At 31.4% G+C, this 13,320-nt stretch carries 13 protein-coding genes; 10 read left to right on the forward strand and 3 right to left on the reverse strand.

Annotated elements, in window-relative coordinates; translation table 11 throughout:
* Positions 1–210: 210 nt before the first annotated feature.
* The 7 genes from ACNQF6_RS00890 to ACNQF6_RS00920 all read left to right on the forward strand — a co-directional run bounded on the left by ACNQF6_RS00890 (position 211) and on the right by ACNQF6_RS00920 (position 7,816).
* A complete protein-coding gene (locus ACNQF6_RS00890) occupies positions 211–1,215 on the forward strand; it encodes an O-antigen ligase family protein (protein ID WP_417962379.1) in 1,005 nt (334 codons plus the stop codon).
* Entirely contained in the window at positions 1,208–2,005 is a 798-nt protein-coding gene (locus ACNQF6_RS00895) for a glycosyltransferase (protein ID WP_417962381.1), read from the forward strand. Before ACNQF6_RS00890 ends, ACNQF6_RS00895 begins: the two co-directional genes overlap by 8 nt.
* Positions 2,002–3,180: a hypothetical protein gene (locus ACNQF6_RS00900; protein WP_417962383.1), complete on the forward strand. Its 1,179-nt coding sequence runs from the start codon at positions 2,002–2,004 to the stop codon at positions 3,178–3,180. The genes ACNQF6_RS00895 and ACNQF6_RS00900 overlap by 4 nt, the downstream gene beginning before the upstream one ends.
* Positions 3,167–4,315 (forward strand): glycosyltransferase, encoded by a 1,149-nt coding sequence (locus ACNQF6_RS00905; protein ID WP_417962385.1) that lies wholly within the window; start codon positions 3,167–3,169, stop codon positions 4,313–4,315. Before ACNQF6_RS00900 ends, ACNQF6_RS00905 begins: the two co-directional genes overlap by 14 nt.
* Positions 4,316–4,343: 28 nt before the next feature.
* Positions 4,344–5,327: a UDP-glucuronic acid decarboxylase family protein gene (locus tag ACNQF6_RS00910; protein WP_417962388.1), complete on the forward strand. Its 984-nt coding sequence runs from the start codon at positions 4,344–4,346 to the stop codon at positions 5,325–5,327.
* 220 nt (positions 5,328–5,547) lie between these two features.
* Entirely contained in the window at positions 5,548–7,038 is a 1,491-nt protein-coding gene (locus ACNQF6_RS00915) for an undecaprenyl-phosphate glucose phosphotransferase (protein WP_417962390.1), read from the forward strand.
* Position 7,039: 1 nt separating this feature from the next.
* Positions 7,040–7,816, forward strand: a complete 777-nt coding sequence (locus ACNQF6_RS00920) for a glycosyltransferase family 2 protein (RefSeq protein WP_417962392.1) — start codon at positions 7,040–7,042, stop codon at positions 7,814–7,816.
* Here the strand turns inward: ACNQF6_RS00920 and ACNQF6_RS00925 are convergent.
* Positions 7,806–9,116 (reverse strand): phenylacetate--CoA ligase family protein, encoded by a 1,311-nt coding sequence (locus tag ACNQF6_RS00925; RefSeq protein WP_417962394.1) that lies wholly within the window; start codon positions 9,114–9,116, stop codon positions 7,806–7,808. The two genes, ACNQF6_RS00920 and ACNQF6_RS00925, sit on opposite strands and share 11 nt — an antisense overlap.
* Positions 9,117–9,258: 142 nt before the next feature.
* Between ACNQF6_RS00925 and purD the strand changes: the two genes are divergently transcribed.
* Positions 9,259–10,533, forward strand: coding sequence for a phosphoribosylamine--glycine ligase (gene purD, locus ACNQF6_RS00930; protein ID WP_417962396.1), 1,275 nt, complete (start codon positions 9,259–9,261; stop codon positions 10,531–10,533).
* 31 nt (positions 10,534–10,564) lie between these two features.
* Here the strand turns inward: purD and ACNQF6_RS00935 are convergent, their stop codons facing one another.
* Entirely contained in the window at positions 10,565–10,795 is a 231-nt protein-coding gene (locus tag ACNQF6_RS00935; protein ID WP_099713975.1) for a DUF6341 family protein, read from the reverse strand.
* 142 nt (positions 10,796–10,937) lie between these two features.
* Here ACNQF6_RS00935 and ACNQF6_RS00940 point away from each other — a divergent pair, with 142 nt between their 5' ends.
* The gene (locus ACNQF6_RS00940; RefSeq protein WP_417962399.1) at positions 10,938–11,867 is read left to right on the forward strand and encodes a DUF6427 family protein; all 930 of its coding nucleotides are present in this window, start codon (positions 10,938–10,940) and stop codon (positions 11,865–11,867) included.
* Here ACNQF6_RS00940 and upp read toward each other — a convergent pair.
* Positions 11,862–12,515 (reverse strand): uracil phosphoribosyltransferase, encoded by a 654-nt coding sequence (gene upp, locus ACNQF6_RS00945; RefSeq protein WP_417962401.1) that lies wholly within the window; start codon positions 12,513–12,515, stop codon positions 11,862–11,864. The two genes, ACNQF6_RS00940 and upp, sit on opposite strands and share 6 nt — an antisense overlap.
* An 88-nt stretch (positions 12,516–12,603) precedes the next feature.
* Between upp and ACNQF6_RS00950 the strand changes: the two genes are divergently transcribed.
* Positions 12,604–13,209: a DUF4254 domain-containing protein gene (locus tag ACNQF6_RS00950; RefSeq protein WP_417962403.1), complete on the forward strand. Its 606-nt coding sequence runs from the start codon at positions 12,604–12,606 to the stop codon at positions 13,207–13,209.
* The last annotated feature ends 111 nt before the right edge of the window (positions 13,210–13,320 follow it).

Consider the following 13,320-nt stretch of genomic DNA (forward strand, 5'->3'; position numbering starts at 1 on the left):
AAAATTATGGTTCCTTTAAAAAACCCAATTTTTCAAATCGTGTTACTTTTTCTGTTTTGGTGTTTTATTACTACAATATTAAATATTCAAACGGTAGAATCTAATTATTTTAAGCACACAGGAGGAATAAATAGATTTATCAGACAATATTTTGCCTTATTACTTTCGAGTATTATATTCTTCCTTTTTTACTATAATGTTCTCCGAAAAATGGAACTGAAAGGCCTACTTTTTAAAATAAGGAAAGTGTTTTTCTGGTCTTTAATTGTGGCTTCTGTTTATGGTTTTTTGGAAATTTTAGTCTCTTATTTTGGGTTGGGATTCTTTTATCCGATTTTAAAATTATTTGATTATTTTCCTTTTTTGGAAGTCTTAATTCATGATAAAGGACGTATTTCTTCCATTGCTTATGAACCACCTTTTTTTGCAATTTACTTAATCACAATTACCGGTTGGATGTTTAGTTATATTCTGACTGAAAAAAAGAGTTGGAAATTTCTACCAGCCATTTTGGTTTTAGTGCTTACCTTTTTTTCAGGATCAAGAACAGGTTTAATGGTTGTTCTTTTCCAATTTATTATTTTTGTAACGATTGTCTACAAAAACAGAAAAATTAGAAGTTATTTTGTAAAATCCTTTTACGGGTTTTTGATTCTATTTTCGATGTTGCTTATTTTCAATGGAGAAAAAACAGTAAAAGCTATTTCAGAAAAAGTAGTTTCATTAAATTTTATTGGAAATTTAAAAAGCAATAAATCTAATCAGTCCCGGTTTGGGTTGCAATATGCTTCCTTACAAGTTTTCAAGGAAAATCCTATTATTGGGGTTGGTTTTGGACAACAGACGTATCATAGCAGAACACATTATCCAACTTGGGCTACAAAAGATAATTATGAGTTTGATTTGATGTATAAGAATAAGAATGTAAAATCATTCCCTCCGGGATATAATCTTTATACCAGATTGTTGGCAGAAACGGGTATAATTGGTTTTTTGATTCTATTGGTATTGATTTATTATTCTATAAAGCAAACAAAAAGATTTATAAAAAACAGTACTGGAGAGAAGCAAATACTGTCTTATATACTATTAATTTCTCTGTCAGGTCTATTTATTAATTGGTTGCAGATTGATACTTTTAGAATTTATGGCATTTGGCTTTCCCTAGCTATTTTGATACGATTGTCTCAAGAAAAAATAATGATAAATGAATAAGGTCGTTCTATTAATTCCGCACTATAATAATCCGCTTGGATTAATGGCATCTGTGGCATCAATAGAGGCTTCAGAAACAGTTGACATTGTTGTTGTGGACGATGGGAGCATCAATGAAAGTATTAACGAAACAGCTACAAATGCGGCTTTCAAATCAACAGGAAAAATCACTTATATTTATTTAGAAAACAATGAAGGTGTTGAGTCTGCGCTGAATCATGGCTTGGATTATATTGTAAAAACAAATCAATATCAATTTATTGCTCGATTGGATTGTGGCGATACTTGCATTGGTAAAAGGTTTGAAATACAACAAAAATTTCTAATTGAAAATCCTGAAATAAAATTAGTGGGTTCGAATGCTATTGCGGTGGACCCAAAGGGCAACTTTTTATACAAGACTTTATTTCCGGAAATGAACCAAGATATAAAGAACAAAATGTTTATTAACGCTATGTTTCTTCATCCAACGGTTATGTTTTCAGAAGAAATTATAGCTATTGTGGGGAAGTATCCCACAAATTATAAAGCAGCTGAAGATTATGCTTTTTTCTTTAAAATTGTAAAAAAATTCGAAACGGCTAATCTGCCGGAATTTCTGCTGCAATATGAAATTAATCCATTAGGGATTTCCTTTTCGAAGAGGAAAGTACAGGTCTGGAGCAGAATAAAGGTTATTAAGGATAATTTTTATTTTGGTTTTTGGCCTGTTTATGGAATTATAAGAAACCTGATTTTGTATATTTTACCCCATTCAATCATTCAAAAAATAAAAAGGTTAAAAGAATGAGCATATTTTTAAAGAAAGAAAGTTACAACAACATTATTCTCTTACTATTATTGGCATTGTCTTTTTCAAAATCAATACCCAATATTATTTTAGGGGTTGCTCTGTTGTTTTATGCCGTATTGCTTTATCAGAAAGAAGTAGTTTTTCCAAAAAAGCACTATTTTTTCCCCTTTGGATTACTTTTGCTGTACCTGCTGATTAAGGCAGTTTTCCAATCCTCAATTGGTAACGAAGTAAATGTATTCAGTCGATTTTTAATGGTAATTGTACTTCCAATAGTATTTATTCCCGTTCCAAGAAATAAAATAATTTGGGGTTTTATAGCATCGGTTTTTATCGCTGTCAGTATTGCTTTAATTCATACCTTCATTTATTATTTACACAATAAAACACTTCCTTTCAGTACTGGAGAAGACGTAAATAGAATTTTGATAATAGAAAGGCCTTACATGGGATTTATATGTCTTGTTGCATTAATTTTATGTTTATTCATGGCAAAAGAATATCCGAAATTTAAAAAAGCACTATTAGCTTTGGGTTTGTTTTTTGGAATTTTTATCTTTTTTATTGCGGCCAGATTGTCTTTAATAACATTAATTGGAGTCGCTTTAATTTATCTTTTATTCTATTCAGGTTTATCCGCTGTAAAAAAAGCAGTCATTATTACAGTTTGTTTTATGGCTGTATTTACCGCTTTGTTGAGTTATAAAAATTTGTCAAATAGATTTTTTATTGCCGACAGTTTTCAAACGATGCAAGATTATGAGCCAAGAGTTGTAATTTGGAGTTGTGCATCAGAGATAATTCGTTCCTCTGATTTTAATTTAATTTTTGGAAGTAAAAGCTTCAATTGGATGCAGGAACAATATGTTCAATGCTATGCTGATTCTATTGCAAATGAAAGTAAAAAAGCATGGTTTTTAGCTATAAAATATAATTCTCATAACCAATTTATTGATTTTTTTCTAATTGGTGGTTTTTTAGGATTGGGACTGTTTTTATTTTTTGTGTTTTCTATGATGAAAAATGCTAAAGGAAATTTTTACTTTTTTTCAATTGTTGTTTCTTTAACGTTATTTTTTTTAATGGAAAATGTATTGCACAGGCAATTTGGTTGTTATTTGACCGCAATCGTATTTTCTATAACCGCAAAATATAGAGATGAAAAAAATTAAAATTGCCCATATTCTTCATTCCATAGGAGGTGTTGATGTTTCCTTACGGCTAATTCTTGAAAACAGCAATCCGTCACAATTCGAAAACATCGTAATTCACGGAATTGTTGATACAAAAGAGTGCTTTTATGATAAAAATAAAGTACTTGTTAAGGAATATAAATTGCCTATATCCAGAGAAATAGCGGTTGTAAATGATCTTATCTCGATAGTAAAAACGTACCGAATTATAAAAAAGGAAAACCCGGATTTAATTCACAGCCACAGTGCAAAAGGAGGCGTAATTGGAAGAATAGTTGCAATTTTAACAGGAATTCCAGTTGTATATACTCCACAGGCATTTTCCTATTTAAGTACAGATAATAACTTGAAAAGATCAGCTTTTCTGTTAATTGAAAAATTATTATCCAAAGGAAAAAGCACTCTTTTAGCTTCTTCAAAGTGTGAAATGAAACGAGCAATCGAAGAAGTAGGATTTAAAAAAGAAAACGTGTTGCTTTTTAATAATGCAATAAGACCTATTAATGCAATCGATTCACTATCGATAAAAAAAAGCTGGCCTGATAATTATATTTGCACCGTCGGTCGTCCGTCTTATCAGAAAAATATTGAATTCATGATAAGGGTTTTATACGAAATAAAGAAAACGACCAATATTCATTTAGTTTTAATGGGAGTAGGACCAGTTTCGGATAATTTAGATTCCGTTAAAAACCTTATAAAGGAGTTAGACATGTCAACTGACATCACCCTTTTGAATTGGACGAAAAGAACGGATGTTTTTAATATAATTAATGACGCCAAATTTTATATTTCAACTGCACGATATGAAGGATTGCCTTATTCTATTATCGAAAGCATGGCATTGGGAACGCCTTGCATAGTTTCAGATTGTGATGGGAATAGAGATTTGATAACCAATGATTTTAATGGGTATCTAGTGGAAGAAAATAATACCGCAGATTTTACGGCAAAATGTATTAAATTATGGAACGAAGAGGAAACACAGTCAGTGTTTTCAAAAAACACAAAAAAATCCTTTGAACAAGAGTATAATATTTTAAAAAAAATTGTGAATCTGGAAACTATTTACCTAAAACAATCAAATTTAAAATATAAAAAGTCGCATAAATAGTCTTATTTTGTCTAAACAAACAACGTTTATGAAAAGAATACTCATCACCGGAGCAGCTGGATTTTTAGGATCACATCTTTGTGACCGTTTTATTAAAGAAGGTTATTTTGTTATTGGAATGGATAATCTCATTACAGGAGATTTAAAAAATATAGAACATTTGTTCAAACTAGAGAATTTTGAATTTTATCATCATGATATTACAAAATTTGTTCATGTTCCGGGTCAACTAGATTATATTCTTCATTTTGCATCGCCTGCAAGTCCAATAGATTATTTGAAAATCCCGATACAAACCTTAAAAGTGGGTTCACTAGGAACGCATAATCTTTTAGGTTTGGCACGTGTTAAAAAGGCTAGAATCCTTATTGCATCTACTTCTGAAGTCTACGGAGATCCATTGGTTCATCCACAAACGGAAGAGTATTATGGAAACGTAAACACCATAGGTCCAAGAGGAGTTTATGACGAAGCAAAACGTTTTCAGGAATCTATAACTATGGCGTACCATACGTTTCATGGTGTAGAAACAAGAATTGTTAGAATTTTCAATACGTATGGACCAAGAATGCGTCTTAATGATGGCCGAGTAATTCCCGCTTTTATAGGTCAGGCAATTCGTGGGGAAGACTTAACTATTTTTGGAGACGGAATGCAAACCCGTTCGTTTTGCTATGTAGATGATCAGGTAGAAGGTATTTTTAGATTATTACATTCTGATTATGTGTATCCGGTAAATATTGGAAACCCTGATGAAATCACTATCAAAGATTTTGCAGAAGAAATTATAAAACTGACAGGTACCAATCAAAAAGTAGTATACCATCCTTTGCCAATAAATGATCCTTTACAACGTCAGCCTGATATTACTAAGGCAAAAGAACTGCTTGGATGGGAAGCTAAAATAGGTCGCGCCGAGGGAATGAAAATTACTTATGATTATTTTAAATCCTTATCTAAAGAGGAGCTTTCTAAAGAGGAGCATAAAGATTTTTCCAGTTATATTAAGTAAATGAATTTATTTAATGTTTGTATTGTATAGTTTTAATATACTTTGAATGTAACTGAAAATAAAAAAATAGTAACATATTTACTGCACTAAATTTTGCGTAGCTATTTCAATAGGTTAAAAAATCAAGCGAACGGTAAATCCAATAAAGTGAATTCTATCCATTTTTTTGTTCGTTGCATTTTATAATTTTCACTTGCTACCAAAAGTAAAAACAAATGATATGTTAGCAAACGAAAGTAAAACTATCAGAAATGACAGGTATTACCTGCAACTATTTCAATTCAATAGTAACAGGAAATTTTTTAAAACCGATAAAAAACCAAATAGGTTATATTCGTTAATTATGAGTGCATCTCAAACAGGAAGATATTCAAAGTACATTAGACCCATTAGTATCTCAATAGATCTAATCGTTATTATGATTCTTGGTTTTTTCTTTTTCAAAGACCTCAATTTTAAGATTGAGCAATTTATTATTTACCAGCTAATTGGATGGAGTATAATTGCGTTTTTCATAAGATTCTACGGAATATACCGCTTTACAACTCCGCTTGAAATAATATCAAAACTAGTTAAACAAGGAGTTCTGTTTCTTTTAATAACTATAGCTTTTTTTCCGTTTTCAAAGCAAGTTGTTTTTAACGCAATGGTGATTGCCATGTTTATCTCCTTTGTAATGTTACTAATTACTATTTCAAAATTTTTATTATTTTACTATTTAAAAGAATACAGAATAATAACTGGAAGTAATTATAGAAGCGCTGTCATTATTGGATATACTCCTGAGGCAATAGAATTAAAAAATCTTTTCGAAGCCAGAAAAGATTATGGCTATCGTTTTTTAGGTTATTTTTCAGATAGCAAAACAAATCAAAATATTAAAGGAAAATTAGCAGATTTAAAACCTTTTGTAATTCAAAACTGTGTAGATGAAATTTATTGCTCACTAAACGAAATTTCCAATGAGCATTTGAAAGATTTAATTGATTTTGCTGATGAAAACAATAAAACGATAAAATTTATACCGGATACAAAAGAGATTTTTTCTAAAAATTTGAAAATTGACTATTACGAATTTTTCCCAGTACTATCTTTAAAAAAAACCATGCTTCATGAACCTGCTACAATGGTATTTAAAAGGGTTTTTGACATTGTTTTCTCCAGTATAATTATTATAGTTCTCTTATCCTGGCTCATTCCATTATTAGCAATTTTAATAAAGTTAGAATCCAGAGGTCCGGTTTTTTTCAAACAAGGAAGACCTGGAATTGATGAAAATGAATTTTTCTGTTATAAATTTCGTTCTATGAAAATCAATAAAACAACAGAAAAAGAAGCCTCGAAAAACGACCCGCGTGTTACTAAAATAGGGAAGTTTATGAGAAAAACAAGTTTAGACGAAATGCCTCAATTTCTAAACGTTTTACTGGGTGACATGTCAGTTGTGGGGCCGCGTCCACATCTTTGGGCTCAAAATAAAGTCTATGGAAATAAAGTTAAAAAATATATGGTACGCCATTATGTTAAACCAGGAATTACTGGATTAGCTCAGGTGAGTGGTTTCCGTGGCGAAATTGAGACAGAAGCCGATATGATTAACAGAATAAAATTTGATGTTTTTTATATTGAGAATTGGTCCTTAATTTTAGATTTAAAAATAATTTTCCAAACGGTTATCAATATTTTTAAAGGAGAAGAAAAAGCTTATTAGAATGGAAAAACCTCTTGTATCCATAATAACACCATCCTTTAACTGCGAAAAATTTATCGCAAACACAATCTTGTCCGTTCAGAATCAAAGCTACCTAAACTGGGAAATGATTATCGTAGATGATTGTTCTTCTGATAAAACGGTTTCAATAATAAAAGAGATTTCCAGTCAGGATAATAGAATTCAACTTTTTCAACTTGAGACAAATTCTGGAACTGGAATTGCCAGAAATTTTGCTTTGGCTAAAGCAACTGGAAAATATATAGCCTTTTTAGACGCAGATGATTTGTGGAAGCCGCTTAAGTTAGAACTACAAATTGATTTTCTCAAAAAACATAATTTACCGTTTACTTTTTCCTTTTACGAATGCATTAATGAAGCAGGAGAATCGCTGAATAGAAGAATAGAATCACCAAGGAATCTCTCTTATCGTCAGTTATTTTTTTGTAATTATATCGGGAATCTAACGGGAATCTACGATGTAAACTACTTTGGAAAAATCACCATTTCTTCTTTTCGAAAACGCCAAGATTGGATACACTGGCTTATTATTCTCAAGAAATTAAAAACCGCTCAACCTGTTGCGGAAAGTTTAGCTTTATATAGAATTAGAGAAAACTCAATTTCGGCTTCTAAATATGAGCTTCTAAAACACAATTTTGCCGTTTACAGGAAGTTTCATGGATATAATACAGTTCTTTCGACACTTTGTATGACAGGATTTTTATTCACTCAACTAATCATAAAACCAGGCTACAGTAAGAAAATCAAAGCATAGATTTAAACTGCTTCAATTTGCCTCTGTTGCTTCTTTCTAAAGATTTTTTTCTAAGAAAACTAAATTTTAAATTTGGTTCCAAATACAAAGCAATCGCATTTTCAATTTTTTCAATTTGTGCCAAATTTAATTCGGTTTCGCTCACATATTCAATTTCAAAAGTATCTATTTTGGTTTGTTTTATCACAAATTCTTTTACGTTTCCATCGTCTTCGATGATGCTTTTTGTCACATAATAAAAGGTCAGTCCAGGTGATTTTTTCCCGCTAGGTAAAATGGCAACATCATTGTTTCGGCCTATTAATTTTCTGAGAATCGGTTTTTGTAACGTGCTTTTTTCATCCAGAATTCCAATATCGCCAATGTCATAGCGTATAAATGGATGCGCTTTATTGAACAAAGAAGTTATGACGATACGCCCAGAAGTACCATTTGGAACCACTTTATTATTATCATCCAAAATCTCTACAAACAACGTTTCTGAATTGACTTGCCATTCTCCTGCCTTATTTTGAAAAGCAATCAAATCTAATTCCGAAGCACCGTATTCATTAACAATAGGAATACCAAATTGTTTTTCTAAAAGGAGTTTGTCTTCTTCAAAAAGCATTTCAGAAGTTACCATGCATACTTTCAAAGTGGGACAAACTGTAGTTAATACGATATTTCTCTTTTGTAAAAATTTAGCAAATAAAACAATGGAACTCGTATAACCATTGATGTAATCAAATTTTTTAGTTCTAAAATGATTCAAAAACCCTTCTAAAATTTCATCCGATAAATCAAAAATGGAGAAGCGAAATCGATGGCTCAAAAAATCCTTGAAACGTTCCTTTTTGTTTCCGATAAAATCCATCGGAATACCATAAAAACGCGCTTGATAGGAAGTATTAAAATCAATCCCATACCAACCAAAACGGTACATGTTTGAAGCCCAAGTCAAGGCATGACAATATTTGTCTTTGGCAAAAATAAACGGAGTACCGCTAGAACCAGACGTTTTATTGATGTAGCTGTTTTTAGCGGAATAGCCTTCCGAAAGCCTTTCCATTAAAGGTTTTTGTAAATTTTTTTTATTCAAAACGGGTAACTCTTCCCAGTTTGTAAAAGTTGTCATTCCTACTAAATCTTTATAAAAAGCATTATTTTGCAAATGAAAATGGACAATTTCCATTTTTTTGTTTTCAACGAAAACTTCATTTTCTTTTTCAGAAAGTGCCACAATTTTACGCAATTCGGCTTTAGCTTCCTTCATTTGGAAGCCATTTATATGCAACGATAAGTCGAATAGTCGAAACATTTTAAAGGGATATTTCACCAAAAATAATATTTACCAACAACTAATGACGGAGAACCAACAACTTTTTGAAAATTAATTATTTTTTAAGTTCAAAAGCAATTATTTTTGCACCACAACTAAACACAACTAAACACAACTACACATGACAATTTTACTACTGGGTTCGGGCGGAAGAGAACATGCTTTTGCATGGAAAATGATTCAAAGTCCGCTTTGTGATACACTTTTTGTAGCACCAGGAAATGCTGGAACTGCTTCTATAGCTACTAATGTTGCTATCAGTCCAACTGATTTTGAGGCTGTAAAAACGTTTGTTATCCAGGAAAAAGTAGAAATGGTTGTCGTAGGACCAGAAGATCCTTTAGTAAAAGGGATTTATGATTTCTTTCTAAACGATGCCGCATTAAGTCATATTCCTGTTATCGGTCCCTCAAAAATTGGTGCGCAACTGGAAGGAAGTAAAGAATTTGCAAAAGAATTTCTAATCAAACATAACATTCCAACCGCTGCTTACGATAGTTTCACTGCTGAAACGGTCGAAAAAGGCTGTGAATTTTTGGAAACATTGCAACCTCCGTATGTTTTGAAAGCCGATGGTTTAGCAGCTGGAAAAGGGGTTTTGATTATTCAAGATTTGGCAGAAGCCAAAGAAGAATTAAGAAACATGTTAGTACACCAAAAATTTGGTGATGCGAGTTCTAAAGTGGTTATCGAAGAATTCCTGGACGGAATAGAATTAAGCTGTTTTGTTCTTACTGATGGAAAAAATTATAAAATATTGCCAACGGCTAAAGATTACAAACGTATTGGTGAAGGCGATACAGGTTTAAATACAGGCGGAATGGGAGCAGTTTCTCCAGTTCCTTATGTTGATGCTGTTTTGATGGAAAAAATAGAAACACGCATCGTAAAACCAACTATTGATGGTTTCCAGAAAGATGGAATTCCGTACAAAGGATTTGTTTTCATTGGATTGATTAATGTGAAAAACGAGCCAATCGTAATTGAATACAATGTGAGAATGGGTGATCCGGAAACCGAAGTGGTTATCCCAAGATTAAAAACGGATTTAGTGGAATTATTTTTGGCTGTAGCCAATGAAAAACTGGACGAAATCAATCTGGAAATTGACGAAAGAAGTGCGACTACAATTATGGTAGTTTCTGGGGGATATCCAGAAGATTTTGAAAAAGGAAAAGTAATTTCAGGATTAGAAACTATTGAGGATTCGATTGTTTTTCACGCAGGAACAAAATTAGAAAATGGAAATGTTGTTTCTAATGGCGGAAGGGTTTTAACCGTAACTTCTTATGGAAATAATTTCGAAGAGGCCATAAAAAAATCTTACCAAAACATAGATAAACTACATTTTGATAAGATGTATTTTAGAAAAGATATTGGAAACGACTTAAAATAGTTTCCAATTATCGTTCACTTTTTTTTAATTCTTATTTTAAGAAAGAGTGAGCGGTAGTATCTTGCTTCTCAGTTCCAGCGTCTTCAAAAATTTTCAATTGTTTGATCCAGTATACCATTGCCGAAGCGCAAATAATCATGAAAATCCAATTGATTGTATTAGCAGCAAACCAAGATGATAGCTCTAATGAGCGTAAAAAGTCTAGAGGAGCAAATAAAATATTTACAAATAAGTATTGTATTCCTTCGAAAAATGCTTTCATAATGTATAAAATTAATTTATTAATTGTTTTGAGGAACTCTGGGTGTTAAAAGTTCTTATTTAGAAGAATCTTTTTGAACTTGCAGGGTTTACTTTTTTAAACAAGTATTATATTTACAAACACAAAAGTATAAAATATCCTTATGATAACAAGTGTTTTTAGAAAATCTACACCATTAAATTTTTCATTGGTCGTAATTTTAATGCTGGTTTTCTTTTCTATCTATGAATTTCAAGATTTATTTTGGATAAATTCCTTTTTATTAATTTCAAAAAAGGGAATGTTGTTTTGTGTTTTATTAGCATCTGTTTTTATTACAGATTTTGTTGCTAAGAAAAATGGATTGAGTAAAGACAGTACGTACACGATTTTTTTTTACTTTTTGTTTTTACTTTTTTTCCCTTCAGCACTAGATAATTTAAACCTCATATTATCTAATTTCTTCATTCTTTTGGCGCTTCGCCGATTGATTTCATTGCAATCCCTGAAAGCCTCAAAAGAAAAAATATTTGATGCCTCTTTATGGGTTTTTTTAGCGGCATTATTTCATTTTTGGAGTATAATTTTTATAGTTTTGGTTTTTATATCCATAATTTTTCATGTTTCCAGAGATTATAGAAACTGGATATTACCTTTTATCGCTTTTTTTATTGTTGGAATTCTATTTATGATTTATGCAACAGTTTTCAATTTGAATGTTCTTGAATACATCCTTAAAAGTGTACAAATCAATTTTGAAATTAACTATTTCACGAATAATTATCAAAACGGAGCTTTGTCAATTTACGCGACTGTAGCTTTGTTTTTCTTGGTTTCCATGTTTGCCACATTATCAAATAGACCACAATTGTTACATACTTCCTTCAAAAAAGTCATCGCGTCTTTCTTTATTGGAGTAGTGATTTTTCTAATTTCGGCCAACAAAAGTAATGATTTGTTGCTATTTACATTTGCGCCATTGGCCATAATGGCAACCAGTCACATTGAAATTCCTCAAGAAAAATTAAATCAGGAATTAGTGATGTATGTGCTGACTGCCTGTACTCTTTTTGCGTTTTTCTCCCAATTATAATTTTTCACCGTATGCTAAATCTCCTGCATCTCCCAATCCTGGAACTATGTAACTATGCTCATTTAGCTTTTCGTCTAAAGAAGCAACCCAAAGATGACAGTTTGCCGGCAAATGTTTTTCAAGATAGTCGATTCCTTCTGGTGCGGCAATAACAACGGCAATGTGAATCTCTTTAGGTGTACCTCTTTCCATTAATTTGTTGAAAACAGCAACAATAGATTGACCGGTAGCAAGCATAGGATCAACTAATAGTAGATTTTTTTCATTTATAGCAGCAATAGCTTGGTATTGAACTAAAATGTCAAAGTAATCATCATTATTAGGATGGTGTCTAAAGGCGGAAATGAAACCATTTTCGGCATTGTCAAAATAATTCAGAAAACCTAAATGCAAGGGTAATCCAGCACGTAAAATGGAACATAATACCAATTTATCCTTAATTTCAGAGGTTGCTTTTATACCTAATGGCGTTTGGATTTCGACAGTTTTGTACTGTAAATTTTTACTTAATTCATACGCCATTATTTCGCCAATACGTTCAATATTTCTTCGGAAACGCATGCTGTCATTGTGAACATTTACATTTCGTATTTGCCCCAAAAAATGATTTAGGATGCTATTGTCTTCTGATAAATAGTGAATTTGCATGTTTTTATTTTTTGCTGTTAAACTTATAAATAGTTTTATAATCTATAAAAGTATAAAAAAGTATCTTTGTCCTTTAAAATATAAAGATATGTTTTCAAAATTAGCGTACTCCGTATTCGAACAAAGTATTAAAGATTATCATCAGTTTGACAATGTTGACCAATCGATTAATAACCCTTTCCCAAAAGATAAATTTGAACATTTGTTGTATCATAAAAACTGGATTGATACCGTTCAATGGCATTTTGAGGATATTATTCGCGACCCAAATATTGACCCTGTTGCTGCTTTGACATTGAAAAGAAGAATCGATGCTTCTAATCAGGAACGCACGGATATGGTGGAATATATTGACAGTTATTTTCTTCAAAAATACAGTTCTGTAAAGGTAAAAGACCATGCAAAAATTAACTCAGAAAGTCCGGCTTGGGCTTTTGACCGATTGTCTATTTTAGCATTGAAAATTTATCACATGCAAGAAGAAGCTACTCGTGCCGAAGCTTCACAAGAGCACAGAGATAAATGTCAGGCAAAATTGAATATTTTATTGGAACAAAGAACAGACTTGTCTTTGGCCATTGATGATTTGTTGACAGACATCGAAAATGGAGATAAATTCATGAAAGTGTACAAGCAAATGAAAATGTACAACGATGATGATTTGAATCCTGTTTTGTACCAAAACAAGAAGTAAAAAAGATATTTTGAACCATTAAGGTATTAAGAAAATTAAGAGAAACTTAATGAACCTTAATACCTTAATGGTTTTTAAACAATAATTTATTGTCAACCACTATTAAACATA

Source organism: Flavobacterium pasteuri, assembly GCF_048286615.1.
Classification (GTDB): domain Bacteria; phylum Bacteroidota; class Bacteroidia; order Flavobacteriales; family Flavobacteriaceae; genus Flavobacterium.